Origin of the sequence: Pseudonocardia hierapolitana, from assembly GCF_007994075.1 — a bacterium.
GTDB classification, from domain to species: Bacteria; Actinomycetota; Actinomycetes; order Mycobacteriales; family Pseudonocardiaceae; genus Pseudonocardia; species Pseudonocardia hierapolitana.
Genome location: NZ_VIWU01000001.1, coordinates 12,153 through 37,388, shown reverse-complemented (window position 1 = coordinate 37,388; position 25,236 = coordinate 12,153). Strand labels below are relative to the sequence as shown.

The following is a 25,236-nucleotide window of genomic DNA, read 5'->3' as shown; positions in this document are numbered from 1 at the left end:
ATGCGTGCTTGGTTGCGCGGGGGCAGACCCATGGCGTCGATGTGAGGACGCATCGTGTTCATTCCGGAACGCCGCACCGCCCGCCACGGCTGGGCGCGACGACGGGTCGGTGCTGCTGCCGAGGCTCGTGTGGAGTAGTTGGGCCCAAGATCCGCAGTGTCGGTTGGCTATGGCTGTGGCGGCAGCCATGGGCAACCGACACGTGCGATCTTGGCGTTCATGATCCGCGGTGGCGGGTGCTCATGGTCGTCGGCGCAGGCATGGACAACCGACAGTTCGGATCATGCGCGCCGCCGCCCGGTGAGGCCATGGTCCGAGCCTGGTCACCTGCCGGGCGTGAGGCGGTCAGCCCGTCGATCGGGGCCTATCGAGTTCGGCCTGATCGGGCGGGTTCCGGTGGGCGCGCCGTTCCGGTCTCGGGACACACGACGGACGCCGCTCTTCGGGGCCTCCCGCGTGTTCCCGCGGGTCCGCGTCGCACCCCTCACCTGCGCGGGGTGGCCGGGTTGGGTTCACCGCCCAGATGCAGGCTCCGGCCGAACCGGATCGACACGACAGCAGCCCCGCGCCGATACGCGGGGCGAAGCGGCCCGAGCCGGGAACGGCGCGCCCACGAGACGGCTCGACCCGCAGCGGTACCCGGCACGTTCCGCGGAACACACCCGCCACTCAGCCGTGATCAGCGGCTCGGCAACCCGGGGTCAGATCCGCCGACCGCGCACCGACCCGCCGATCCCTGCGGCGGGAAGCCCTCCCCACACGGGCGCAGCGATCGACAGCTGGAGCACTAGGAGTCCACTTCCAGCGGCCTGGCCCGCTCCGCCCACGCCCGCCAGCCGCCCGCACCGCGGGCGGGTTCGGTCCACGCCGGTTCGCTCGCGACGAGGCGCGTGCCCCCGGTGGTGAGCCACCGGTGCAGCAAGCGGACCTCCTCCACGGGCGCGCCGCGCAGCGGGCCGGGGCCGGGCAGGATGGTCTGGGCGCCGAGCCGCAGCGCGTCGATCACGGGCATCGGCCCGACGCCGCGCCGGGCGACGCCCGCGGCGGCGAGCCGCCCGTACCGCACCACGGCGATCTCCCAGCCGCGGTTGCCGTCCGGCCGGGCGCCCACCAGCTCCGGCAAGGAGGCGAGCGCGGTGAGCCGCTGCGACCTCCCGAGCCCGACGATCAGCGCGGCCAGCTGGTCGCGCCTGCGCGCCGCGGTCTCGAAGCGCTCCCTCGCCGCGAGCGCGTCGATCTCGGCGGCCACGCTGCGCAGCGGCGCGTCGTCGCGGCCGTCGACCAGGTCCGACAGCGCGCGGACGGCGGGCGCGTACTCCTCGGGTGTCTGCAGCCCCGCGCACGGTGCCGCGCAGCGGCCCATCTCGTACAGCACGCACGGTGCGGCCGAGGCGCCCTTCGCCGGGATCCGCTGGGTGCACGGGCGCAGCGGCACGACGTCGAGCACGGTGTCGACGGCCGCGGCCGCCGACCGCCGGGACGGGAACGGCCCGAGGGCGCCGTCGCGGGGCGAGGTGACGACGGACAGCCGCGGGAACGCCTCGGCCGTGGGGACCACCCACCACGTGTGGTTCGGGCGCTTGGAACGGCGGTTGTAGCGGGGGTGGTGCGCCGCGATGAGGCGCAGCTCCCGCACCGAGGCCTCGAGGGCATGGGCGCAGACGACGGTGTCGACGCGCTCGGCGATCGCCACCATGTCCCGCACCCGCCTGCGCCGCTCACCCGAGGTGAAGTAGCTGCGGACGCGCCGTTGCAGGTCGCCGCTGGTGCCGACGTACAGCACCTCGTCCCGGGGCCCGCGGAACAGGTACACCCCGGGCGCCGACGGCACCCCCTCGGCGAGCACCCGCTTGCGCCGCTGCTGCTGGGTGGGCCGGTGCGGCGCGGACTCCTTCGCGAGCGCGAGCAGCTCCTCGAGGCTCTGCACACCGAGGTTGCCGACGCGTTCCAGCAAGCGGTGCAGGACCTCGACGGTGGCGCGGGCGTCGGCGAGTGCGCGGTGGGTGGGGCGCGTGGCCGTGCCGAACAGCTCGGCGAGTGCGCCGAGGCGGACGCTCGGCGCTTCGTCGTGGGACAGCACGGCACGGGCGAGCCGCGCCGTGCACAGCACGGGCGGGCGCGGCCACACCTGGCCGTGCCGCTCGCACGCCGCACGCAGGAACCCGGCGTCGAAGGGGGCGTTGTGGGCGACCAGCACGGCGCCGCGCAGGAACTCCAGCACGGACGGGAGCACCTGCGGCAGCCGGGGCGCCCCCGTGATCATCGCGGAGGTGATGCCGGTGAGCGCGACGATGCCGGGCGGCACGCCGGTGCCCGGGTCGACGAGCGTGGCGAGCTCGCCGATCCGCTCGCCTGCCCGCACCTTCACCGCACCGATCTCGGTGATCGAGTCGTTGCCCGCCGACCCGCCCGTGGTCTCCAGGTCGAGCACGACGAACGTGACCTCGCGCAGCGGGGTGCCGAGCTCGTCGAACGTCAGCTGGGGCGACCGGGCAGGCACGGGCGCGGACGCTAGCGACACTCTCCGACAGTTCTTCGAGGCCCGTTGGTACGGATTGTGACCGCCGCGTCACCGGTGAACCGGCGCGAACGCAGATAACCTGGTGCGATGTCCAGGTCCGAGGGCGCTTCCGGCCCGCCCGAGCAGGGTGGGGCCGCGCCGTCGGCCGGGCAGTCCGCGTCGGGGCAGGTCGACTGGGCCAAGCTCCCGGACCCGTTGCGCTCCCGGCTGGCCGAGCTCGCGTCCACGGCCCTCGGTTCGATGCCGGTCACGGACATCCCGGTGCCGTTGCGCCGGCTGGCGCGCTTCACCCCCGCCAAGCGGGCCAAGCTCGGCGGCGGTCCGATCACGGCGGAGCTGGAGGCCTCGGCGGCGTTCCGCACGGCGGTGGTGGCCTGGTGGGAGGACCAGCGTCCGGGCGAGCTGACCACCGCGGCCGACGACCCGCTCATGGCCGCAGCCGCGGCACTGCTGAACGACGACCCGGACGCGGGCGAGGTCGTCGCGGCGGCGGCCCGCCGCGGCGAAGCGGGGGAGCTGCGCGCGGAGCGTGACGCCGCGCTCTCCCGGGTGGACAAGCTCACCACCGAGCTCGAACGGCTGCGCGGCGAGCTCACCGAGGCCCGCGCCCAGGCCCGCACGGCGGGGCAGCAGCGCGACCACGAGTACCAGCAGCTGCGCCGCCGCGTGTCCGAGCAGGGGGCGAAACTCCGGGCGGCCCGCGACGCGCAGGCCGCCGCCGAGACGGCGGCCGAGGAGCTGCGGCGCGCGGCCGAGCGCGATCTCGCCGCCGCCTTCGCCGAGCGCGACCGCGAGCGGGAGCGCGCCGATGCCGAACGCAGGCGCGCCGACCGGGCCGCGGCCGAGGTGGCCGCCGCCCGGCAGGCCGCCAGGGAGGCGCGCAAGGCCGACGAGGTGCGGCTCGCGCTCCTCATGGACACCCTCGGTGGCGCGCTCACCGGCCTGCGGCGCGAGCTCGCGCTCGGCGGTGGCGGTCCCCGCCCCGGCGACCTCGTCGCGGGCGCACGGGCGGCGCGCGGCGGCACCGCCGTCGGCACTGTCGCCGAGCTGGACGCCCTGCTCGCCGTCCCGTCGCTGCACCTGGTGGTCGACGGCTACAACGTCAGCAAGACCGGCTACCCGGAGCTCCCGCTCGCCGACCAGCGCTCCCGGCTCGTCGGGCAGCTCGGCGTCCTCGCCGCGCGCACCGGGGTGGAGATCACCGTCGTGTTCGACGGCGCCGGCGTGATCACCGCGCCTCCGCGCGGATCCCGCGGGGTGCGGGTGCTCTTCAGCGATCCGGGCGTCCTGGCCGACGACGTCATCCGCGACCTGGTGGCGGCCGAGCCGCAGGGCAGGCCGATCGTCGTGGCCACCGCCGACCGCGCCGTCGTGCAGTCGGTCCGGCGCAGCGGGGCGCACGCCGTGCCGTCGGCGGTGCTGCTCACCCGTCTGGTCCGGGGATAGGCGCCCGCCTCTCGCGGCGGGCGGGAATTGTCGGAGGTCACTCCTAACGTCGCGCGCATCGGACGGCGACAGGCGCGTCCGAACCGTCGAGGGAGCAGAAATGATCATCGACTGCGACGGCTGCGCGGTGCGCGGCGTGGCCTGTGGTGAGTGCGTGATCGGTGTGCTGCTGGGTGCGCCGGCGCCGGTGGCGCCCGCCGATCATGATCCGGAGGTGCCGTCCGGCGCGCCGATCGTGCAACTCGACGCACCGGAGCGGCGGGCGCTCGCCGTGCTGGCCGATCAAGGGCTGGTGCCGAGATTGCGGTTGGTGGCCACCCCATCGCGCCGAACGCCTCGGGATGCGAGCGACGGGGGCGTGGTCCGTGACGCAGGGTGAGCGGATCTCCACTTAGACCGCATTTCCGCTGCGCTCCGTGCACGGGGGTGACGTCACAGCACGCCCCACGCCGGGCCGACCCCCGGGTTGAACGTGTTCCGGGTTGCTCCGTAATCTCCGCGAGACCTTGCGGAACGTCAGCCATTCGACCGCGAGTGGCAACGCGAGGTCACCGCGCGATGGTCCGATCGGCGCTCCCCTTCCCCCGATCGAGTCACTCGCGCGGGTGGCGAGAGGAGATCCGTCCGCGTGGAGTCGCGTCGACGCACCTCTTCGGGTCCTCGGAAGCCCGTCCTCCCCGTCGTGGGTCGCATCGGCCGCCACGGCAGGTCGGTGTCCTCCGTCGGATCGATCGTTCTGATCGTGATCATGTCGCTGCTGGTCGGCGCTTCCCCCGCCGCAGCCCAGCAGGACCCACCAGGCGACGCGGAGGACGCCGCGCAGCGGCTCGAGCAGGTCAACCGCGAGGCGGAGGCCCTCACCGAGGAGTGGCACGCCGCGAAGGACACCTTCGCGGCGCGGCAGTCGGAGCTCACCACGCTGCAGGCCGCCGTCGAGCCCGCCAAGGAGGCCGTCCGAGCCGCGGTCGAGGACGAGGAGCGGTTCCGCGTCGAGGTCGACAGCGTGGCGCTGTCGACGTTCGAGAGCGGCAACCTCGACCAGCTCAACGCGCTGCTCGCGAGCCGGTCGCCGCAGGAGTTCCTCGACCAGATGTCCGCGCTGGAGACCCTCGCCGTCGAGTACCGCGAGAAGCTCGACCAGCTGATGACGAAGGTCGGCGACACCGCGCAGAAGCAGGCCGACGCCGACGCCGCGGTCGCGCGTGCCCAGGCCGCCGCCGACGAGGCGGCCCGGGCCGAGCAGGACGTCGAGAACCGGAAGCGCGACGCCGAGAAGCGGATCGACGAGGCCCAGCGCCTCCTCGACCGGCTCACCCCGCAGCAACGACGCCAGCGCAACGGCCCCAACCTGACGGGGCCGAGCGTGATCGCAGGCACCGGCGTCGGGGTGCAGGCGGCGAAGGCGGCCGCGGAGATGCTGGGCAAGCCCTACCGGTACGGCGCGGAAGGCCCCAACTCGTTCGACTGCTCGGGTCTCACCTCGTGGGCGTTCCAGAAGGTCGGGATCACGCTGCCCCGGTCGAGCAGCCAACAGGCACGGGTGGGCACTCCCGTCTCCCGCGACCAGCTCCGGCCTGGTGACCTGCTGTTCTTCTACCAGCCGGTGAGCCACGTGGGCATCTACGTCGGCAACAACATGATGATCAACGCCCCGCAGACGGGCGACGTCGTCAAGTACTCGGACATTTCCCGCCGCCCGCTCACGGGCGCCCGCCGGTTGTAGCCGAAGGACCTCGTCCGCTCCCCGGAACGGGCGGCGGCCGGCCGGGTCGACCGGCCGCCGCCCGATCGCCGAGAGGCGGGGGATAGCGTCGCGCGGTGGCGCGCACGCTCCTCGTGACCAACGACTTCCCGCCCCGCACCGGCGGCATCCAGACATACCTGCAGGCCTTCGCCGACCGCCTGCCGCCCGGGGAGCTCGCCGTCTACGCGCCCGCGTGGCCCGGCGCCGCGGAGTTCGACGCGGCTTCGCCCGTCCCCGTCCACCGGCACGAGACGTCGCTCATGCTCCCCGTCCCGGCGGTGGCCGCTCGCGCCACGGCCCTCGCCCGCGAGTACGGCGCCACCACCGTCTGGTTCGGCGCGGCGGCGCCGCTCGCGCTGCTCGGACCGCACCTGCGCAGGCGCGCGGGCGTCGAGCGCGTGGTCGGGAGCACCCACGGCCACGAGGTCGGCTGGTCGATGGTGCCGGGCGGGCGCCGGGCGCTGCGCCGGATCGGCGCCGACGCCGACGTGCTCACCACGATCTCGCGCTACACCCGCTCCCGCGTCGCGGCCGCGTTCGGACCGCGGGCGGCACTGGAGGTGCTGCCCGCCGGCATCGACACCGAGCGGTTCCGCCCCGATCCGGCCGCGCGGGCGGAGCTGCGCAGGCGCTACCGGATCGGGGAGGCGCCGCTCGTGGTGTGCGTGTCCCGGCTGGTGGCGCGCAAGGGCCAGGACGTGCTGATCCGGGCCCTGCCGCTGGTGCGCGAGCGCGTGCCGGGGGCGCGGCTGCTCGTCGTCGGAGACGGGCCCGGCGCCGCGCGGCTGCGGCGGCTGGCCCTGGCCGGCGGGGTGGAGCGGCACGTCGTGTTCGCCGGCGCCGTGCCCGCGGCCGACCTGCCGGCCCATCAGGCGGTCGGCGACGTGTTCGCCCTCCCGTGTCGCACCCGCGGCGGTGGACTCGACGTCGAAGGTCTCGGCATCGTGCTCCTGGAGGCGGCGGCTGCCGGGCTCCCGGTCGTCGCGGGCCGGTCGGGTGGGGCACCGGAGACGGTCCGGGATGGACGCACCGGGCACGTCGTCGATGGCCGCAGCGTGCCGTCCGTCGCGTCCGCGGTGACCGGCCTGCTCGCCGATCCGGACCGCGCCCGGGCGATGGGCGCCGCCGGCCGGGCGTGGATGCAGCAGGAGTGGACCTGGGCCGCACGGGTGGCGCGGCTGCGGGCTCTGCTCGCCGGGGATCCCGCATCGATCGACCGTTAGTCGATCGCATGTTTCCCCTGGCGCCAGCGGGACAAGCCCCGGGGCGTGGGTGCGCGGACCTTCATCGATCTCTGGCCGGTCGTCCGTCAGCTCTCCGGGCATGACCCGCTGGGCCGTGGCGCGGCCGCGAAGTCCGCTCGGAGCCGGAGCCTGACCGCCCGTACGGAGACCGCCGACCGGATGGTGAAGTCGGTCTGCCCGTACTGCGCGGTGGGCTGTGGCCAGCAGGTCTACGTGTCGGACGAGCGGGTCACCCAGATCGAGGGCGACCCGGACTCACCGATCTCCCGCGGCCGGCTGTGCCCGAAGGGCGCCGCCAGCCACCAGCTGGTCACCGCGCCGACCCGGCAGACGAAGGTCCGCTACCGCCGCCCGGGCGGGACGGAGTGGGAGGACCTCGACCTCGACGAGGCCGTGGACATGATCGCCGACCGGGTGATCGAGACGCGGCGGCGGACCTGGCAGGACACGGACGCCGGCGGGCGGGTCCTGAACCGGACGCTGGGGTTCGCCAGTCTCGGCGGTGCCACGCTGGACAACGAAGAGAACTACCTGATGAAGAAGCTCTACACCGCCCTCGGCGCTGTGGAGATCGAGAATCAGGCCCGTATTTGACACTCGTCCACCGTCCCCGGTCTGGGGACCAGCTTCGGCCGCGGCGGCGCCACCACGTTCCAGCAGGATCTGCAGAACGCCGACTGCATCCTGATCCAGGGCTCGAACATGGCCGAGTGCCACCCGGTGGGATTCCAGTGGGTGATGGAGGCTAAGGCGCGCGGGGCGACCATCCTGCACGTCGACCCCCGGTTCAGCCGGACGAGCGCGCTCGCCGACATCCACGTCCCGCTGCGGGCCGGCACCGACATCGCGTTCCTCGGCGGGCTGATCCACTACGTGCTGGAGAACGACCGGTGGTTCCACGACTACGTCGTGCACTACACGAACGCGCCGATGATCCTCCGGGAGGAGTTCCGGGACACCGAGGATCTCGACGGCCTGTTCTCCGGGTTCGACGCCGAGGGACGCCACTACGACCAGTCGACCTGGCAGTACGAGGGCGCCGAAGTCGCGGCGGCTGCGGGTCAGCGCGACCAGTGGGCGACGATGCAGCGCGACGAGGGCGGGAACGGTGGCGACGATGACGGGGACGATCACGGGGCGCGCGTGAGGCAGTCCTCCTCGATGGAGACGTCCGGCTCCGGTGGCGGCACGTTCCACGGCACACCCCACCGCGACGACACCCTGCAGCACCCGCGATGCGTGTTCCAGGTGCTCAAGCGGCACTTCGCGCGCTACACCCCGGAGCGGGTCGCCGACATCTGCGGCATCTCCGCGCGGGAGTTCCTCCGGATCGCCGAGATCGTCACCCGCAACTCGGGGCGCGACCGCACCACGGCGATCGCGTACGCGGTCGGCTGGACCCACCACACCGTCGGCGTGCAGTACATCCGGACGGCCGCGATCCTGCAGCTGCTGCTCGGCAACATCGGCCGCCCCGGCGGGGGGATCCTCGCGCTCCGCGGGCACGCGTCGATCCAAGGGTCGACCGACATCCCGACGCTGTTCAACATCCTTCCCGGCTACCTGCCGATGCCCCATGCCCACGAGCACCTGGACCTGCGGCAGTACATCTCCTCCGGCGCCGGGAGCAAGGGCTTCTGGGGCAACATGGACACCTACGCGGTGAGCCTGCTGAAGGCGTGGTGGGGCGACGCGGCGACCGCGGAGAACGACTTCTGCTTCGGGTACCTGCCCCGGTTGACCAGCGGGCACTCCAACTACGACACCGTGATCAAACAGGCTGATGGCGGGGCGGAGGGCTACTTCCTGGTGGGGGAGAACCCCGCGGTGGGCACGGCCAACTCGCGGATGAACCGGATCGGGCTGGCAAACCTGAAGTGGCTCGTCGTGCGCGATCTCTACATGGTCGAGAGCGCGACGTTCTGGAAGGACGGCCCGGAGATCGAGTCGGGCGAGCTCCGCACCGAGGACATCGGTACCGAGGTGTTCTTCCTGCCCGCCGCGGCGCACGTCGAGAAGGACGGGACGTTCACCAACACCCAGCGGTTGCTGCAGTGGCACCACAAGGCCGTCGAACCGCAAGGCGACCAGCACAGCGAGCTGTGGTTCTACTTCCACCTCGGGCGGAGGATCCGCGAGAAGCTGGCCGCGTCGACCGACGAGCGGGACCGGCCGATCCTCGACCTCACGTGGGGCTACCCGACGTCAGGTCGCCACGCCGAGCCGGACGCGGAGGCGGTGCTCGCCGAGATCAGCGGCTGGGACGGCGACGGCGAGCCGCTCTCGTCCTACACCGCGCTGAAGGCCGACGGGTCCACCCGCTGCGGCTGCTGGATCTACTGCGGCTCGTTCGCCGACGGGGTCAACCAGACGGCCCGGCGCAAGCCCGGCCGGGAGCAGAACTGGGTGGCTCCGGAGTGGGGCTGGGCGTGGCCTGCAAACCGTCGCCTGCTCTACAACCGGGCCTCGGCGGACCCGGACGGGAGGCCGTGGAGCGACCGCAAGGCCTACGTCTGGTGGGACGCCGACCAGGAGAAGTGGGTGGGTCACGACGTCCCCGACTTCGAGGCCACCAAGCGTCCCGACTACCGGCCGCCCGAGGGTGCAGAGCGGCAGGACGCCCTCGCCGGCACCCACCCGTTCATCATGCAGGCCGACGGACGTGGCTGGCTCTACGTCCCGGCGGGGCTCGCGGACGGCCCGCTGCCCGCCCACTACGAGCCCGCGGAGTCACCGGTCGGCAACCAGCTGTACGGGCAGCAGGCGAACCCGGCCCGCCGGGTGTTCCCGCACCGGCTCAACCGGTACGCCCCGAGCGGCGCCAGCCCGGGGGCGGAGGTCTTCCCGTACGTGTTCACCACCTACCGGCTCACCGAGCACCACACGGCCGGCGGGATGAGCCGGTGGCTGCCGTACCTGTCGGAGCTGCAGCCGGAGATGTTCTGCGAGGTCTCCCCGGATCTCGCGGCAGAACGGGGCCTGGAGCACATGGGCTGGGCGACGATCGTGAGCGCCCGCGCGGCGATCGAGGCACGGGTGCTCGTCACCGAGCGGATGCGGCCGCTGCGGGTGGGCGGCCGGACGATCCACCAGATCGGCCTGCCCTACCACTGGGGGCCGAACGGCATCTCGACCGGCGACGCGGCGAACGAGCTGCTGCCGATCGTCCTCGACCCGAACGTGCACATCCAGCCCACGAAGGCGGACACCTGCGACATCCGCCCGGGACGGCGGCCACGCGGTGCGGCGCGGCTGGCGCTGGTCGAGTCCTACCAACGGCGGGCCGGCATCACCGAGCGCACCGGAACGACGGCGGCCACGACGGACACGGCTACGACGGACGGAGGGCGACGTGGGTGAGTACACCCTCGAGGAGCGGCTGGCCGGCCCGCTGGCCGATCCGGCCGCCGAGGCAGGCCACGCCGAGCACCCGCAGCGGGTCGGCTTCTTCACCGACACCTCGGTCTGCATCGGGTGCAAGGCCTGCGAGGTGGCCTGCAAGGAGTGGAACCTGATCCCGGAGGACGGCCTGGACCTGACCGGGATGTCCTACGACAACTCGGTCGGGCTGGGTGCCTCGACCTGGCGGCACGTCGCGTTCGTCGAGCAGACGCGGACGCGGAAGGACGCGGTCGACCTCGGCATGCCGTCCGTGCCGCAGGGCGCGCTGGAGGCCGACCGCGAAGTGCGGTGGCTGATGGCCTCGGACGTGTGCAAGCACTGCACGCACGCGGCCTGCCTGGACGTCTGCCCGACCGGCTCGCTGTTCCGCACCGAGTTCGGCACGGTCGTCGTGCAGGAGGACATCTGCAACGGCTGCGGCTACTGCGTCCCGGCCTGCCCCTACGGGGTGATCGACCTCCGGCCCGGGGACGGCAGGGCGTGGAAGTGCACGCTCTGCTACGACCGGCTCGGTGCCGGAATGGAGCCTGCCTGCGCGAAGGCATGCCCCACCGACTCGATCCAGTTCGGCCCGCTCGACGAGCTGCGTGAGAAGGCCGCGGAGCGGCTGGACGTGCTCCACGAGGCCGGGGTCGGTGAGGCCCGGCTCTACGGCCACGACCCGACCGACGGCGTCGGCGGCGACGGCGCCTTCTTCCTGCTCCTCGACGAGCCGGAGGTGTACGGCCTGCCACCGGATCCGGTGGTGACCACGCGCGACCTGCCCGCGATGTGGAAGCGGGCCGCGCTGACCGCCGCCGGTGTGGTGGCAGCGGTCGCCGCGGCGTTCGTCGGAGCAGCGCGATGACCGGCGACTTCCGGTCGTACTACGGCAAGCCCGTCCTCAACCGGCCGACGTGGAAGAACCCGGACGTGCCCGCCTACCTCTTCAGCGGGGGGATGGCAGGTGCCTCGGCGGTGATCGCCGAGCTCGCCGCGGCCACCGGGCGTCCTGCCTTGACCCGGGTCGCGCGGCTGGGTGCGGCGGGTGGGGCGATGGCCGGGGCCGGTCTGCTGGTCCACGACCTCGGCCGCCCCGCCCGGTTCCTCAACATGCTCCGGATGTTCAAGGTCACTTCGCCGCTGTCGGTGGGCTCGTGGATCCTCGCGCCCTTCTCCGGGCTGACCGCGCTGGCCGCCGCATCGGAGCTGAGCGGGTACGCCCCCGCGCTGGGCCGCGCGGCCGGCGTGGGCGCCGCCGCGCTGGGCGGGCCGATGACCACCTACACCGCGGTGCTGATCAGCAACACCGCGGTTCCGGCCTGGCACGAGGCGCACCGCGACCTTCCGGTGGTGTTCGCTTCCAGCGCCGTCGCGGCCGGTGGCGCGCTCGGGCTGGTCGGGGTCGGCACGGACGAGAACGCGCCGGCCGCGCGGCTCGCGGTGCTCGGCGCGGCCGCCGAGCTCGCGGCGAGTACCGCGATGGAGCGCAGGCTGGGCCCGCTCGGCACCAGGTACACGACCGGCCGCGCCGGCCGCTGGAGGCAGGCGGCGCGCCTCCTCACCGCGACCGGGGCCGTCGGAGCCCTGCTCGGGCGGCGGCGCCGTGCGGTCGCCGTGGCGTCCGGGCTCGCCGTTCTCGCCGGCTCGCTCGCCACGCGGTTCGCGGTCTTCCACGCCGGTCTGGCATCGGCCGCCGACCCGGCCGACACCGTCGTTCCGCAACGGCAGCGCCTCGGCGGACGGGAACAGGTCGAGGTGGGGAGCTGAGATGGGACGGATCACCGTGAGGCGCCCGGTGCTGGCCCTCTCCGGCGACGGGGAACGGCCCTGTGAACGGCGCAGACCGGACGCTCTCGCCGGCGAGGAACCACTCGAACTGCGGGTCGACGGGGAACCGCTCGCCGTCACGATGCGCACTCCGGGAGCGGACGTCGAGCTCGCCCACGGCTTCCTGCTGGGGGAGGGCGTCATCGGCTCGCGAGCCGACGTCAGCGCCGCGCGCTTCTGCGACTCCCGCGACGCCGACGGCCGCCACACCTACAACGTGCTCGACGTGCGGCTGGCGCCGGGCGTCCCGCCGCCCCGCCCGGACGTCCGGCGCAGCGTCTACACCACGTCCTCGTGCGGGGTCTGCGGGAAGGCGTCGCTCGACGCGGTGCGTACGAGCACGCGTTACCCGCCCGCGTCCGACCCCGTGACCGTCAGCACCGCCGTGCTCACCGGGCTGCCGCCGACGCTGCGGGCCGCGCAACGCGTCTTCGCGGCCACCGGCGGGCTGCACGCCGCCGGGCTCTTCACCGCCGACGGCGAGCTGCTCGTCGCCCGCGAGGACGTGGGCCGGCACAACGCGGTCGACAAGGTCCTCGGTCATGCCCTCCTCGACGATCGCGTCCCGGCGACCGGGCGCGTGCTGATGGTGTCCGGGCGGGCGTCGTTCGAGCTCGTCCAGAAGGCGGTCATGGCCGGGGTGCCGATGCTCGCGGCGGTCTCGGCACCGTCCTCACTGGCCGTCGAGCTGGCGGTGGAGGCCGGTGTCACGCTCGTGGGCTTCCTGCGGGGCAGCACGATGAACGTCTACGCTCGGGCGGACCGCATCGAGCGCCGAGGTCGGTGGTGGTCGGATCTGGCGTAGCCAGGGGAGGCGTCTGGGTGCCTGGTGGCCCCCGCGGTCTTCAAAACCGACGTGGCCGAGTAGCTCGGTCAGGCGGGTTCGATTCCCGTCCGCCTCCGCCAGTACCCGGCGTGCTCCGTGGCCGGGTTGAGCAGAACGGTGGTTCCTCCGCGGTGTCGCGGGTGGGGTACCACTCGCGTCCGATCACGCGGCCGGCCGAACGGCCGCGCTGATCAGTGCCTCTCTGAGCACCCATCCGCGTATCAGGCACCGGGGTTCCCCCTCCTTGTCGAGCGTGGAGGGAGGTGGAGGCGTGGCTCGCGTCGTGCTCGTACGTGCCGACGATCATCTGATCCCGGGGCTCCGTCGGTCGGGATTCACCCGTCTCCCGAGGATCGGCGGCACCCGGCCGGCGACCGACAACGGACACATCGCAGGGAGGGCAACATGCCCCTGGTCTCAGCGTTCTCGAACAACTTCCCGGACTTCTTCATCGTCGAACGGTCCGGCTTGGCGGATATCGCCACGATCGAAACCGATGCCGACCGTGGCGATGCCACGTTCGAGTGGACCGGCTCCGACCTGGGATTCGGCGGAACGGGACAGCTGCGGCGAGCGGTTGCTCCGACCGGCTTCGTGCTGCGCATCGCGACGTTCGACGGTTTCCGCATGCACGGCAAGTTCGTCGACGGCATCACGGATCCTGATATCGCGGCCGAGGTGCGCGCGGACTCGACTTTCGTCCTGGAAAGAGGGGTCATCGACCCGAGCCAGTTCTCATTTCGTTCCGTGAGGTTCCCCGATCGGTTCATTCGGCACAGGGATTTCAAACTCTTTGCGGAGCCGGTGAACACTCCGGACGAACTTCAGTCCGCGACCTTCAGGATTGTCTCACCGCTCCACTCGGACGACCGATAGACGGGTCGCCCCCGACCGCCGGCGAACGAGCCCGGTATCGAGATCGCACAGGAGGATGTCATGGCCACCGCGGGTTTTGCCAAGATGATGTCTCTGGAGGTATTCAGCGTTCGTGATCCAGATGGTGCCGACGAGATCCAGATCAGCAGGACCGGCGGTGCCATCTTCGAGCAGATACGAATGAGTAGAGGCGAGGTGTTCACATTCGACGACGACCGCCTCCTTCCATTCGTCGACCAGGCGCCGATCGAGGTTGTCTTCTTCGAGATCGACCAGGGGGGCTCGAACACCAGGCGCATCGGGACGGCGACCATCAGCGCCGCAGAAGTCGGACTCGGAGAACGACAGCAGCAGATCCGCGGCGCAGGGTCCGAGTACCAGCTGACCTACAAGGTCATTTGACTCCCTCGGTGCGCCCGGCGACGGCATACCCGGTCAGGGTCGGAGCACGATCCGGCCCCGGCCGGGGACCGTCCGGCCGATCAGCGCCGCCTCGAGCCCCTGCGCCCGCAGCTCGGCCACCGCCGCCGCGGCCTGTTCGGGCTGCGCGCCGAACAGCAAGCCGCCCGAGGTCTGGGCATCCGCGAGCAGCACGACGTCGGTCTCGCCGACGCCGGGCGAGACGTCGAGCACCTCGGCCACCCAGTCCCGGTTGCGCCGGGTTCCGCCGGGCACGACCCCGGCGTCCGCCAGCTCCCGCGCGCCGGGGAGCAGCGGCACGGCGCCCACCTCGACGACGGCGTCCACCCCGGACGCCGCCGCCATCTTCCGCAGGTGGCCGAGCAGCCCGAACCCGGTGACGTCGGTGCAGCCGGTGGCGCCCGCGGCGAGCGCGGCCGTGGCCGCTGCGGCGTTCGGCCTGCACATCGTGGCGACCGCGGCGTCGAGCAGCTCGGCGCTCGCGGTGCCCGCCTTCACCGCGGTCGTCGCGATCCCGATGCCCAGCGGTTTGGTGAGCACGAGCGCGTCGCCGGGGCGCAGGCCCGCGTTGGTGAGGATCCGGTCCGGGTGCACCTCACCGACGACCGCGAGCCCGTACTTCGGCTCCGGATCGTCGATCGAGTGGCCGCCGACCACGGCGAACCCGCACTCGCGGCCGACGTCCGCCCCGCCGGCGAGTACCTCGCCGAGCATCTCCGCCGGCAGCACCTCCGACGGCCAGGCCACGATGTTCAGCGCGAACAGCGGACGGCCACCCATCGCGTAGACGTCGGAGACGGCGTTGGTCGCGGCGATGCGGCCCCATGTGCGCGGATCGTCGACGACGGGGGTGAAGAAGTCGGTGGTGGCGACGAGTGCGCGGTCGGTGTCGAGCCGCCAGACGGCCGCGTCGTCGCCGGTCTCCGTGCCGACGAGGAGGTCCGGGTGGGTGGCGGGGGCGACGGTCGCGAGGATCTCCGCGAGCCGGCCGGGACCGATCTTGCAGCCGCAGCCGGCGCCGTGGCTGAACCGGGTGAGTCGTTGGAGGTCCGTCTGCCGCGCCGATGCGTCCACCATGACCGGATCGTAGGCTCGGACCCGTGGCCAGCGATCCGCGCCGCCGGGTGCCCCGCACGGACGCGGTGCTCGCCGATCCCCGGATCGCCGCGGCCGCCGTCCGGCTGGGAAAGCCGCTGGTGAAGCAGGCGGTGACGGCGGCGCAGCAGCGGGTCCGGGAGGGCGCCCTGCCGCCCGATGACGTCGTCGACGCGACCCTCGCCGCGTTGCCCCGGGCCGCCACGACGCTGCGGCCGGTGCTCAACGCCACCGGCGTGCTGCTGCACACCAACCTCGGCCGGGCCCCGCTCGGCGAGGCCGCCCGCGACGCCATCGGCGTCGCCGCGGGGACCTGTGACGTCGAGCTGGACCTCACGACCGGCGCCCGCGGCCCCCGCGGCGCCGGGGTGGTCGACGCCCTGCTCGCCGCCGTCCCCGGCGCCGGTGCGGCGCACGTGGTCAACAACGGGGCCGCCGCCCTCGCGCTCGTCGCCGCGACCCTCGCCACCGGTCGGGAGATCGTCGTCTCCCGAGGAGAGCTCGTCGAGATCGGTGACGGGTTCCGGATCCCCGACCTGATCGAGTCGGTCGGCGCGCGGCTGCGCGAGGTGGGCACCACCAACCGCACCCACCTCGCCGATTACGAGCGCGCGATCGGGCCGGACACCGCGTTCGTGCTCAAGGTGCACCCGTCGAACTTCACGGTCACCGGCTTCACCAGCGCGGTCGGGCCCGCCGAGCTGGCCGGCCTCGGGGTCCCGGTCGTCGTCGACATCGGGTCGGGCCTGCTCGCCCCGCACCCGCTGCTGCCCGACGAGCCCGACGCGGACGGCATGCTCGCAGCGGGCGCCGCGCTGGTGACGGCGTCGGGGGACAAGCTGCTCGGCGGGCCGCAGGCGGGATTGATCCTCGGTGACGCCGAGCTGGTCCAGCGCGTGCGCCGGTTCCCGCTCGCCCGCGCGATGCGGGTGGACAAGCTGACGCTCGCCGCGCTGGAGGCGACGTTGCGCGGGCCGGTGCCGCCCGTTCGCTCGGCCCTCGACACGCCGGTCGCCGAGCTGCGCGTCCGGGCCGAGGCCATCGCCGCCCGGCTGGCCGGGCTGGACGTGGGGGTCGTCGACTCGCAGGCGACGGTCGGCGGGGGCGGCGCGCCGGGCGTGCGGCTGCCCAGCGTCGCGCTGTCGCTGCCCGAGCCCTGCGCCGCGGCCCTGCGCGCAGGCACCCCGGCCGTGCTCGGTCGTCTCGAGGGTGGTCGCTGCCTGCTCGACCTGCGCGCGCTGGCGCCCGCCGACGACGAGACGCTCGCCGCATGCGTGCGCGCTGCGGGGGCCGGGCCGTGACCAGCCGCGTGGTGGCCACCGCGGGACACGTCGACCACGGCAAGTCGACGTTGGTGCGCGCACTGACCGGGATGGAGCCCGACCGGCTGGCCGAGGAGCGGCGCCGAGGGCTGACCATCGACCTCGGGTTCGCGTGGACCCGCCTGCCGTCCGGAACCGACCTCGCGTTCGTGGACGTCCCCGGGCACGAGCGGTTCGTGACGACGATGCTCGCCGGCGCCGGGCCCGCCCCGGCCGTGGTGATGGTGGTGGCCGCCGACGAGGGGTGGATGCCGCAGTCGGCTGAGCACCTCGACGCGCTGGACGCCCTCGGGGTCGAGCACGGGCTGCTCGTGATCACGCGGTGCGACCTGCTCGACCCCGAGCCGGCGCGCGAGGACGCGCTCGCCGAGATCTCCTCCTCCTCGCTCGGCGGAGTGGGGGTGGTGGAGGTGTGCGCGCCCCGCGGTGACGGTCTCGACGCGCTGCGCACCGCACTGGACGGCCTGGTCGCCGCGGTACCCGAACCGGAACCGGGCGCCGACGTGCGGCTGTGGGTCGACCGCGCGTTCAGCATCCGGGGTGCCGGCACGGTCGTCACCGGGACGCTCGGCGCCGGCACGATCCGGGTCGGGGACGAGCTGGACCTGGGCGGCAGGCGGGTGCACGTGCGGGGGCTGCAGAGCCTCGGCGAGCCGGTGCAGGTCGCCCGCGGGGTGGCCCGGGTCGCGGTGAACCTGCGCGGCGTCCCCCGCGAGGTCGTCGCCCGCGGCGACGCGCTGCTCACCCCGGACAGGTGGCTCGCGCCCGCCGAGGTCGACGTGGCGCTGCGCGGTGTGCGGGGGGGCGGGGTGCTGGGGGCGGAGCCGGGCGCACTGCCGCGCGAGGTGATGCTGCACGTCGGCTCGGCCGCGGTCACCGTGCGGGTCCGCCCGCTCGGCTCGGGGTTCGCCCGGCTGCGCCCCGAACGCCCGCTGCCGCTGCGGATCGGGGACCGCGCCGTGCTGCGCGACCCCGGCCGGCGCGCCGTCGTCGCGGGCGTCGAGGTGCTCGACGTCCTCCCGCCGGCGCTACGCCGTCGCGGAGCCGCTGCCCGCCGCGCCGCGGAACTCGCCGAACCGGACGTCGGCACCGCAGCGGCCGAGCTGCGCCGCCGGGGCGTGGTCCGGGCCGCTGACCTGGTGGCGATGGGTGTGCCCCGCGCCGAGGTCGACGCCCTGCCCGCGGTGCGGGCGGACGGCCACCTCGTCGCACCGGCTCGTGCGCAGGAAGCCGTCTCCGCGCTCGCCGCGGCCGTCCGCGTGCACGACGCCGCCGAGCCCCTCGACCCCGGTCTGACGATCGAGGCCGCCCGGCGGGCCGCGGACCTGCCCACACCGGGTCTGGTGACGGCCGTGCTCTCCGCCGCCCGGCCGGGCACCGGAGCGGTGACCCCGCAGCTGCGCGCCGGCCGGGTGCACCTCGGCCGGGCCAGCGGGCTTCCCGAGCCGGTCCGCGTGGCGATGGAGACTCTGCGTGCCGACCTCGTCACCCACCCGTTCCGCGCCCCGGACGCCGAGCGCCTCGCCGAGCTCGGCCTCGGCCCTCGCGAGCTGGCCGCGCTGGTCCGGGCCGGCGAGCTGATCGCGGTCGCCGAGGGCGTCGTGCTCCTGCCGGAGGCGCCGGACCGTGCGGTGGACCTGCTCCGCGGCGTCGGCCCCGAGTTCACCCTCAGCGAGGCGCGTCAGGCACTCGGCACGACCCGCCGGGTGGCGGTGCCGCTGCTGGAGCACCTCGCGCGCACCGGCCGGACCGTTCGGTCCGACGATCTCACCCACCGGCTCCGGTGACCGTCGCCCGGCCGCTCAGGCCCGCGGATCCGGCTCCGGCGGTGGGGCGGGAACGGGCGGTGCGGGGTCCGGTGCGGGCCCCGGCATCGGCTCCGGCTCGGGCATCGGCGGGGCCGGTTCCGGCCCCGGTGGGGGCGTCGGCGGGACCGGCGGCGGCTTCGGAACCGGGCCGGGGCCCGGCACCGGTGGCTCGGTCGCACCGACGGTGGTTGCACGGGATTGGTCCATTCGCCCGGCCTACCCGCGGCCGCCGTGCCCAACACGGCGATTGCGCATGCAAATGCCGGGTACGCACCTGTCAGGTCCGATCGTGGCACATGCGTCGGCCCGTCATCGGGTCGAGCGATCGGGACGAGGAGGAATCGTGATCGTTCTCGGCGTGATCCTTTTGGTCCTGGGATGGCTGCTCGGCATCCAGCTGCTGACCTACCTCGGCGGAATCCTGCTGGTCGTCGGCGTGGTCCTGATGCTGCTGGGCAGCACCGGCCGGGCCATCGGCCCCCGGAGGCACTACTACTAGGCAACTGCACCGAGAACGGCGGGCCACCGATCGGTGACCCGCCGTTCTCGTGCTCAGGCCGGGGCCTTCGCCCCGCTGTAGATGCTCGCGATGTCGGCGGCGAACGTCTTGGCGACGACCGCGCGCTTGACCTTCATCGTGGGCGTCATCTCGCCGCCGGCCTCGGTGAAGTCCACCGGGAGGATGCGGAACTCGCGGATCTGCTCCGCGCGCGACACCGCCTGGTTGGCGTCCTCGACCGCGTGGGCGATCTCGGCGCGCAGGTCGGGGTCGTCGACGAGGTCGGCGATGCGCGCGCCGACCGGCTTGCCGGAACGCTCGAGCCAGCCGGGGAGGGCCTCGGCGTCGATCGTGACGAGCGCGCCGATGAACGGCTGCCCGTCGCCGACGACCATGCACTGGCTGATCAGCGGGTGGGCGCGCAGCCGGTCCTCCAGCACGGCGGGGGCGACGTTCTTGCCCCCGGCCGTCACGATGAGCTCCTTCTTCCGGCCGGTGATCCGCAGGAAGCCCGCGTCGTCGAGCTCGCCGATGTCGCCGGTGTGGAACCAGCCGTCATCGAGCGCATCGGCGGTGGCGGTGTCGTTCTTCCAGTACCGGCGGAAGACGATCGGGCCCTTGACGAGCACCTCGCCGTCGTCGGCTATCCGGACCGAGTGGCCGGGCACCGGCCGCCCGACGGTGCCGATGCGCTGGGCGCCGAGCGCGTTGAGCGTGACGCCTGCCGTGGTCTCGGTGAGGCCGTAACCCTCGAGGACCGGGAGCCCGATGCCCCGGAAGAAGTGGCCGAGCCGCTCACCCAGCGGCGCCGCCCCCGACACCGCCGCCACCACGCTCCCGCCGACGACGGTCCGCAGCTTGCCGTACACCAGCCGGTCGAACAGCGCGTGCCGCAGCCGCAGCGCGAGGCCGGGGCCGCCGGTGTCCCGGGCCTGGCTCCACGCGATGGCGGTGTCGGTGGCCATGTCGAAGACCCGGCCCTTGCCGCTGTCGTGAGCCCGCTGGCGGGCGCTGTTGAAGACCTTCTCGAACACGCGCGGGGCGGAGAGGATGAACGTCGGCCGGAACGAGGCGAGGTCCGGGAGCAGCCGCTTCACGTCGGGCGTGTGCCCCACGACGGTGCGGGTGTACAGGGCGCCGCATTGGATGACCTTGCCGAACACGTGCGCGAGCGGCAGGAACAGCAGCACCGACCCGCGGTCGGTCAGCAGCTCGGGGAGCATGCTGACGGTGCTCTTGACCTCGCTGACGAGGTTGCCGTGGGTGAGCTCGCAGCCCTTGGGGCGGCCGGTGGTGCCGGACGTGTAGATCAGCGTGGCGAGGTCGTCGGCGCGCACGGCGGCGCTGCGCGCTCGCACCTCGTCGGCCGGGGTGTCCGCGCCAAGGGCAACGAGTGCGTCGACGGCACCCGGCCCGTCCTCCGACGGATCGATCTGCCAGACGTGCCGCACGCCGGGGCATGCGGCTCGCACGCTCTCGACCAGGCCGGCGTGCCTGCCCGACTCGACGATCGCGGCGACCGCCTCGGAGTCGGACAGGATCCAGCCGATCTGGTCGGCCGACGACGTCTCGTAGATCGGCACGGTGGCCGCGCCCGCCGCGAGGATCGCGTAGTCGATCAGGCTCCACTCGTAGCGGGTGCGCGACAGCAGCGCCACGCGGTCGCCGGGCCGGACCCCGGCGGCGACGAGCCCGCGAGCCACCGCCACGACCTCGTCGGCGAACTGCGCGCAGGTGACGTCCGACCATTCGCCGGGAGTGTCCTGGCGCCGGTACACCACCACCGACGCGTGCTCATCGGCATTCGCGTACACCGCGTCGAGGAGGTTCTCCTCGTCACCCACGCGGAACGTGGCTGGAACGCTGTACTCGCGCACGGTGTGACCTCCTGGCCGGCACTGGCTCCCGTTTCCCGAAACCTACCTCGCGGTAGGCGATCTCGGCACGACCTGGCACTAGGCTGGCGCGGTGCCGTCGGTGGACGTGGTGGACGAGACGTTCCTCGCCGTGCCGCCCGCCGTGGTGGCGGCCGAGTTCGCGGTGCCGTCCCGGTGGCGGCGGCTGTGGCCCGACCTGGAGCTCTCGGTCATGACCGACCGCGGCGTCCAAGGCATCCGGTGGACCGTCCGCGGCGCGCTCGTCGGCAGCATGGAGGTGTGGCTCGAGCCCGTGCTGGACGGCACCGTGCTGCACTACTACCTGCGCGCCGACCCGCAGGGCCCGGACGGGATGCCGCGGCCTGCGCCACCGCGGCACGCCGCCGCCGAGGTCGATCGACGGCAGCGCGCGGCCAAGACCATCGCGTTCGCGTGCAAGGAACGGCTCGAAGCGGGCCGTGAGCCGGGGGAGCCGCCTCGCGGGTAGGGGGCGCTATGTTGAGCGCATGCGCGTGCACGTGGTCTCCGACGTGCACGGCGCCTCCGACACTCTCGCCAGGGCGGGCGACGGGGCCGACGCGCTCGTCGTGCTCGGCGATCTCGTCGACTACGTCGACTACCGCGACCCGGCGGGCGGCATCCTCGGGCGCGTGCTCGGCCCAGAGGTGAGCGCCGAGTTCGCCCGCCTGCGCACCGCGGGCGGGCGTGACGCGCTGATCCGCTTCGTCCGGGACGCGTGGGCGCGGGTGCCCGACGCGCCCGCCGTGGTGGAGGACGCCGTGCAGGAGCAGTACGACCGGCTCTTCGGTGCGCTCACCGCGCCGACCTATGCGATCCCCGGCAACGTCGACATGCCCCGGCTGTGGCCGCGCTACGCCGGACCCGGGCTCACGCTCGCCGACGGCCGGGTCGTGGAGATCGGCGACCTGCGGTTCGGGTTCGTCGGCGGCGCGCCGCTGCCGCCGGGCGTGGAGCCGGGCACGGGCGGCCCGTGGACACCGCACCTGCTGCGGGCGACGGAGTTCACCGCGGCCGTGAAGGCACTCGACCGGGTGGACGTGCTGTGCAGCCACGTGCCGCCGGCCGTCCCCGAGCTCGCGTTCGACGTCGTCACGCGGCGGGCCGAGGCGTCCTCGGTGGCGCTGCTGGACGTCGTGCACCGCGACCGGCCGCGTGCCGCGCTCTTCGGTCACGTCCACCAGCCGCTCGCGCAGCGGGTGCGCGTGGGGCGCACCGAATGCGTCAACGTCGGGCACTTCCGCTCCACCGGCACTCCCTACGTCCTCCGCTGGTGAGCACAGTGCCCCGGTAACGTTCCCGCCATGGCCGACGCTACGACCTCCTCGATCACCATCGCCGCGCCGCCCGAGCGCGTGATGGCCGTGATCGCCGACTTCCCCGCCTACCCCGATTGGGCCTCGCAGGTGAAGAGCGTCGAGGTGCTGAGCAGCGGTAGCGACGGGCGCGCCGAGCGGGTCCGGTTCACGATGGACGCGGGGCCGATCAAGGACTCCTACACCCTCGACTACACCTGGGCGCCGGACGGCCGCTCGGTGAGCTGGACGCTGGTGAAGGGGCAGATCCAGAAGGCGCAGAACGGCTCCTACACGCTCGCCGGCACGGCCGGGGAGACCACGGTGACCTACTCGCTCGCCGTGGACCTGAACATCCCGATGATCGGCATGCTGCGCCGCAAGGCGGAGAAGGTGATCATCGACACCGCGCTCAAGGGGCTGAAGCGACGGGTCGAGAGCACTTCCTGACGGCCCCGCCGACAGGTCCGACCTGTTCCCGCGATTACGCTTCCGCGTCGTGCGCGTCGTCCTGTTCACCGGCAAGGGAGGCGTCGGCAAGACCACCCTCGCCGCGGCCACCGCCGCTCTCCTCGCGCGCTCCGGCCGCAAGGTGCTGGCGGTCTCGACCGACCCCGCGCACTCGCTCGGCGACGCGTTCGAGGCCGAGCTGGGCGCAGAGCCCACCGAGCTCGACCCCGGCCTCTTCGCCGCACACGTCGACACGCGGACGCTGCTGGACGGCGCGTGGGCCCGGCTCCAGGCCCACCTCGGCACGCTGCTCGCAGGCGCGGGCGTCGACGAGCTGATGGCCGACGAGCTCACCGTGCTGCCCGGCGTCGAGGACCTGCTCGCGCTGGGTGAGGTGCGCCGACTCGCCGAGAGCGGGCTGTGGGAGGTCGTGGTCGTCGACTGCGGGCCCACCGCGGAGACGCTGCGGCTGCTCGGCCTGCCCGAGGCGCTCTCGACCTACCTGGAGCGGCTGTTCCCGGCCCACCGCAGGGCCGTTCGGGGCCTGATCAGCGGCTTCGCCGCAGGCCGCGACGCCCAGCCGGCATGGGACCGCGCGATCGGTGCGCTGGACACGCTGGCCGAGCAGCTCCAGGGGCTGCGCCGGCTGCTCGCCGACGAGGCCACCACCTCGATCCGGCTCGTGCTCACCCCGGAGCGGGTGGTGGCCGCGGAGACCCGCCGCACCCTCACCGCGCTGGCACTGCACGGCCTGCGCGTCGACGGGCTGGTCGCCAACCGGATCGTGCCCGAGGCGCCCTCGTCCCTCCGCGGGCCGGCCGGGCGCTGGCTGCGCGAGCGCTACGCCGAGCAGAGCGCCGTGCTCGGCGAGCTGCAAGCGCTGCCGTTGCCGCTGCGCGTGGCGGAGCACACCGCCGCTGAACCGACAGGGCTGCCGGCGCTGCGGGAGCTCGCCGTCGGCCTCTACGGCACCGACGACCCCGCTGCCGCGCCGGACACCCCGGCCTCCCCGCTGCTGAAGGTGAACCGCACCGCAGGCAGCGGCACGTCCGTGGACTCCGCGTTCGAGCTGGTCCTGCGGCTGCCCGGGGTGGAAAGCGGACCGGTGGACCTCGTCCGGCTCGACGACGATCTCGCCGTCACCACCGGGGGTACGCGGCGGATGATCGCCCTGCCGTCCGTGCTGCGCCGCTGCACGGTCACCGGGGCCCACGTCGCGGGCGACGACCTGTGCGTCGCGTTCGTCCCCGACCCCGCGGTCTGGCTCCGGTGACCGCCGCCGACGGCTGCGGCGGCCACGAGGGGATCGGGGAGGACCTGCGGGTGCTCGCGCTGGCCGCGCTCGAGCGGCTCGACCCGGTGCTCGACCGGCTGCGGGCCGAACCCGAGAGCGACCCGCCCGAGACGTGTGCGTCGTGCCCGATCTGCGCCGTCATCGCCGCGCTGCGCGGGGAACGCCCCGAGCTCGCGGTGCGGCTGGCCGAGCACGCGACCGGGCTCGTGGCCGTGCTGCGCGCCGCGCTGGAGGCGGGTGGTCCGGCTCCCGCTGCCGCGGACGTCACGGAGCGGCCTCCCGCGCGTCGAGTGCAACGGATCAGGGTCGAACGGCGATCCTCATGACCGTGCTGACCATCGGCGTCGACGTCGGCGGGACGAGTGTGCGGGCCGGTGTCGTCGACGCAGAGGGGAACGTCCACGACACGGCGCGCACCCCGACCCCACGCAGCGAGACCGCCCTGGAAGCGGCACTGGCCGGCGTGATCGGCGAGCTCGCGCAGCGGCACCGGATCGGGGCCGTCGGGCTCGCGCTCGCCGGCTTCGTCACGCCGGACCGGCGGGGCGTCCGGTTCGCACCGCACCTGTCGTGGCGCGACGCGCCGGTCGCCGACCGGATCGCCGAGCGGATCGGCCTGCCGGTCGTCGTCGAGCACGACGCGAACGCAGCCGCGCTCGCCGAGCGGCATTTCGGCGCCGCATCCGGGGCGGGCACGGTCGTGTTCATCGCGCTCGGCACCGGCATCGGCTCGGCCCTCCTGATCGACGGCGAGTTGTACCGGGGCGCGTTCGGGGTGGCGCCGGAACTGGGGCACCTGCGGGTCGTGCCGGACGGACGGCCGTGCCCGTGCGGGAAGAACGGCTGCTGGGAGCGTTACTGCAGCGGCACGGCCCTGGCCACCACGGCCGTCGAGCTGCTCGCCCGTGACCCGGGAGGCTCGCCGCTGCTGCGCAGGCTCGTGGCGGGCGACCCGGGCCGCGTCACCGGTCAGCGGGTCGCCGCCGCCGCACGCGACGGCGACCAGGTGGCGATCGCCGCGATGGACGAGCTCGCCAGGTGGCTCGGCGAGGGACTCGCGCTCGTGGCCGACGTGTTCGACCCCGAGCTGGTGGTGATCGGCGGGGGAGTCTCGGTGTCGGCGCCGCTCTTCCTCGACGAGGCGCGCGAGCACTACGCCGCCACGGTGACCGGGGCGGGTCGCCGCCCGCTGGCCCGAATCCGCACTGCGCAGCTGGGTGAGGCCGCTGCGGTGGTCGGCGCGGCTCAACTGGCCCGCGAGCTCGCCCACCGGCACTGACCGCCGTCGGG

22 protein-coding genes and 1 tRNA gene are annotated in these 25,236 nt (G+C 73.9%); 20 read left to right on the top strand and 3 right to left on the bottom strand.

Translation table 11 applies throughout. The features are described 5' to 3' along the window. Positions 1-787: 787 nt before the first annotated feature. A complete protein-coding gene (locus tag FHX44_RS00170; protein ID WP_147253571.1) occupies positions 788-2,500 on the bottom strand; it encodes a DEDD exonuclease domain-containing protein in 1,713 nt (570 codons plus the stop codon). A gap of 108 nt (positions 2,501-2,608) precedes the next feature. On the opposite strand from FHX44_RS00170, the gene FHX44_RS00165 reads away from it, so the two are divergent. The 11 genes from FHX44_RS00165 to FHX44_RS00110 all read left to right on the top strand — a co-directional run bounded on the left by FHX44_RS00165 (position 2,609) and on the right by FHX44_RS00110 (position 14,270). Continuing rightward, on the top strand, positions 2,609-3,967 hold the full coding sequence (locus tag FHX44_RS00165) for an NYN domain-containing protein (protein WP_147253570.1): 1,359 nt from the start codon (positions 2,609-2,611) through the stop codon (positions 3,965-3,967). A gap of 100 nt (positions 3,968-4,067) precedes the next feature. Continuing rightward, the gene (locus FHX44_RS00160; protein ID WP_147253569.1) at positions 4,068-4,346 is read left to right on the top strand and encodes a hypothetical protein; all 279 of its coding nucleotides are present in this window, start codon (positions 4,068-4,070) and stop codon (positions 4,344-4,346) included. A 369-nt stretch (positions 4,347-4,715) separates the two neighbouring features. Then, entirely contained in the window at positions 4,716-5,690 is a 975-nt protein-coding gene (locus FHX44_RS00155; protein WP_246170887.1) for an NlpC/P60 family protein, read from the top strand. Positions 5,691-5,785: 95 nt separating this feature from the next. Beyond that, positions 5,786-6,934, top strand: a complete 1,149-nt coding sequence (locus FHX44_RS00150) for a glycosyltransferase family 4 protein (RefSeq protein WP_147253567.1) — start codon at positions 5,786-5,788, stop codon at positions 6,932-6,934. 45 nt (positions 6,935-6,979) lie between these two features. Further along, positions 6,980-10,315, top strand: a complete 3,336-nt coding sequence (gene fdh, locus FHX44_RS00140; protein ID WP_170308700.1) for a formate dehydrogenase — start codon at positions 6,980-6,982, stop codon at positions 10,313-10,315. After that, complete coding sequence (locus FHX44_RS00135) at positions 10,308-11,204, top strand: 4Fe-4S dicluster domain-containing protein (RefSeq protein WP_147253564.1); 897 nt, start codon at positions 10,308-10,310, stop codon at positions 11,202-11,204. Before fdh ends, FHX44_RS00135 begins: the two co-directional genes overlap by 8 nt. Beyond that, positions 11,201-12,106: an NrfD/PsrC family molybdoenzyme membrane anchor subunit gene (gene nrfD, locus FHX44_RS00130; protein ID WP_147253563.1), complete on the top strand. Its 906-nt coding sequence runs from the start codon at positions 11,201-11,203 to the stop codon at positions 12,104-12,106. Before FHX44_RS00135 ends, nrfD begins: the two co-directional genes overlap by 4 nt. Before the next feature lies 1 nt (position 12,107). Further along, on the top strand, positions 12,108-12,971 hold the full coding sequence (gene fdhD, locus FHX44_RS00125; protein WP_147253562.1) for a formate dehydrogenase accessory sulfurtransferase FdhD: 864 nt from the start codon (positions 12,108-12,110) through the stop codon (positions 12,969-12,971). A gap of 5 nt (positions 12,972-12,976) precedes the next feature. Further along, a tRNA-Sec gene (locus tag FHX44_RS00120) sits at positions 12,977-13,072 on the top strand. A 325-nt stretch (positions 13,073-13,397) separates the two neighbouring features. After that, positions 13,398-13,868, top strand: coding sequence for an AbfB domain-containing protein (locus tag FHX44_RS00115; RefSeq protein ID WP_147253561.1), 471 nt, complete (start codon positions 13,398-13,400; stop codon positions 13,866-13,868). Between the two features lie 60 nt (positions 13,869-13,928). Next, the gene (locus FHX44_RS00110; protein WP_147253560.1) at positions 13,929-14,270 is read left to right on the top strand and encodes a hypothetical protein; all 342 of its coding nucleotides are present in this window, start codon (positions 13,929-13,931) and stop codon (positions 14,268-14,270) included. A 33-nt stretch (positions 14,271-14,303) separates the two neighbouring features. Here the strand turns inward: FHX44_RS00110 and selD are convergent, their stop codons facing one another. Continuing rightward, complete coding sequence (selD, locus tag FHX44_RS00105; RefSeq protein ID WP_147253559.1) at positions 14,304-15,365, bottom strand: selenide, water dikinase SelD; 1,062 nt, start codon at positions 15,363-15,365, stop codon at positions 14,304-14,306. Between the two features lie 23 nt (positions 15,366-15,388). On the opposite strand from selD, the gene selA reads away from it, so the two are divergent. The 3 genes from selA (at position 15,389) to FHX44_RS41880 (ending at position 19,012) form a co-directional block, all read left to right on the top strand. Then, positions 15,389-16,684: an L-seryl-tRNA(Sec) selenium transferase gene (gene selA, locus FHX44_RS00100; protein ID WP_147253558.1), complete on the top strand. Its 1,296-nt coding sequence runs from the start codon at positions 15,389-15,391 to the stop codon at positions 16,682-16,684. Further along, a complete protein-coding gene (selB, locus tag FHX44_RS00095; RefSeq protein WP_147253557.1) occupies positions 16,654-18,492 on the top strand; it encodes a selenocysteine-specific translation elongation factor in 1,839 nt (612 codons plus the stop codon). Before selA ends, selB begins: the two co-directional genes overlap by 31 nt. A 364-nt stretch (positions 18,493-18,856) precedes the next feature. Beyond that, positions 18,857-19,012 (top strand): DUF6131 family protein, encoded by a 156-nt coding sequence (locus FHX44_RS41880; protein ID WP_170308699.1) that lies wholly within the window; start codon positions 18,857-18,859, stop codon positions 19,010-19,012. 53 nt (positions 19,013-19,065) lie between these two features. Here the strand turns inward: FHX44_RS41880 and FHX44_RS00090 are convergent, their stop codons facing one another. Continuing rightward, the gene (locus FHX44_RS00090; RefSeq protein WP_147253556.1) at positions 19,066-20,889 is read right to left on the bottom strand and encodes an AMP-dependent synthetase/ligase; all 1,824 of its coding nucleotides are present in this window, start codon (positions 20,887-20,889) and stop codon (positions 19,066-19,068) included. A gap of 91 nt (positions 20,890-20,980) precedes the next feature. Here FHX44_RS00090 and FHX44_RS00085 point away from each other — a divergent pair, with 91 nt between their 5' ends. The 6 genes from FHX44_RS00085 to FHX44_RS00060 are packed head-to-tail and all read left to right on the top strand — an operon-like array spanning position 20,981 to position 25,225. After that, on the top strand, positions 20,981-21,376 hold the full coding sequence (locus tag FHX44_RS00085) for a polyketide cyclase / dehydrase and lipid transport (protein ID WP_147253555.1): 396 nt from the start codon (positions 20,981-20,983) through the stop codon (positions 21,374-21,376). A 19-nt stretch (positions 21,377-21,395) separates the two neighbouring features. Continuing rightward, positions 21,396-22,184 (top strand): metallophosphoesterase family protein, encoded by a 789-nt coding sequence (locus FHX44_RS00080; protein WP_147253554.1) that lies wholly within the window; start codon positions 21,396-21,398, stop codon positions 22,182-22,184. Positions 22,185-22,211: 27 nt separating this feature from the next. Continuing rightward, entirely contained in the window at positions 22,212-22,652 is a 441-nt protein-coding gene (locus FHX44_RS00075; RefSeq protein ID WP_147253553.1) for an SRPBCC family protein, read from the top strand. Positions 22,653-22,701: 49 nt separating this feature from the next. After that, positions 22,702-23,925: an ArsA family ATPase gene (locus FHX44_RS00070; protein ID WP_147253552.1), complete on the top strand. Its 1,224-nt coding sequence runs from the start codon at positions 22,702-22,704 to the stop codon at positions 23,923-23,925. Further along, positions 23,922-24,272 carry a hypothetical protein gene (locus FHX44_RS00065; RefSeq protein ID WP_147253551.1) on the top strand — a complete coding sequence of 117 codons (351 nt, stop codon included), beginning with the start codon at positions 23,922-23,924 and terminating at the stop codon, positions 24,270-24,272. Before FHX44_RS00070 ends, FHX44_RS00065 begins: the two co-directional genes overlap by 4 nt. Further along, positions 24,269-25,225, top strand: coding sequence for an ROK family glucokinase (locus FHX44_RS00060; RefSeq protein ID WP_170308698.1), 957 nt, complete (start codon positions 24,269-24,271; stop codon positions 25,223-25,225). Before FHX44_RS00065 ends, FHX44_RS00060 begins: the two co-directional genes overlap by 4 nt. Positions 25,226-25,236: the final 11 nt, after the last annotated feature.

Excerpts from the sequence above, each read along its gene's own strand:
- FHX44_RS00165 (WP_147253570.1), top strand. The coding sequence starts at position 2,609 with ATGTCCAGGTCCGAGGGCGCTTCCGGCCCGCCCGAGCAGGGTGGGGCC.
- FHX44_RS00160 (WP_147253569.1), top strand. The coding sequence starts at position 4,068 with ATGATCATCGACTGCGACGGCTGCGCGGTGCGCGGCGTGGCCTGTGGT.
- FHX44_RS00155 (WP_246170887.1), top strand. The coding sequence starts at position 4,716 with ATGTCGCTGCTGGTCGGCGCTTCCCCCGCCGCAGCCCAGCAGGACCCA.
- nrfD (WP_147253563.1), top strand. The coding sequence starts at position 11,201 with ATGACCGGCGACTTCCGGTCGTACTACGGCAAGCCCGTCCTCAACCGG.
- fdhD (WP_147253562.1), top strand. The coding sequence starts at position 12,108 with ATGGGACGGATCACCGTGAGGCGCCCGGTGCTGGCCCTCTCCGGCGAC.
- FHX44_RS00115 (WP_147253561.1), top strand. The coding sequence starts at position 13,398 with ATGCCCCTGGTCTCAGCGTTCTCGAACAACTTCCCGGACTTCTTCATC.
- FHX44_RS00110 (WP_147253560.1), top strand. The coding sequence starts at position 13,929 with ATGGCCACCGCGGGTTTTGCCAAGATGATGTCTCTGGAGGTATTCAGC.
- selD (WP_147253559.1), bottom strand. The coding sequence starts at position 15,365 with ATGGTGGACGCATCGGCGCGGCAGACGGACCTCCAACGACTCACCCGG.
- selB (WP_147253557.1), top strand. The coding sequence starts at position 16,654 with ATGCGTGCGCGCTGCGGGGGCCGGGCCGTGACCAGCCGCGTGGTGGCC.
- FHX44_RS00080 (WP_147253554.1), top strand. The coding sequence starts at position 21,396 with ATGCGCGTGCACGTGGTCTCCGACGTGCACGGCGCCTCCGACACTCTC.
- FHX44_RS00075 (WP_147253553.1), top strand. The coding sequence starts at position 22,212 with ATGGCCGACGCTACGACCTCCTCGATCACCATCGCCGCGCCGCCCGAG.
- FHX44_RS00060 (WP_170308698.1), top strand. The coding sequence starts at position 24,269 with ATGACCGTGCTGACCATCGGCGTCGACGTCGGCGGGACGAGTGTGCGG.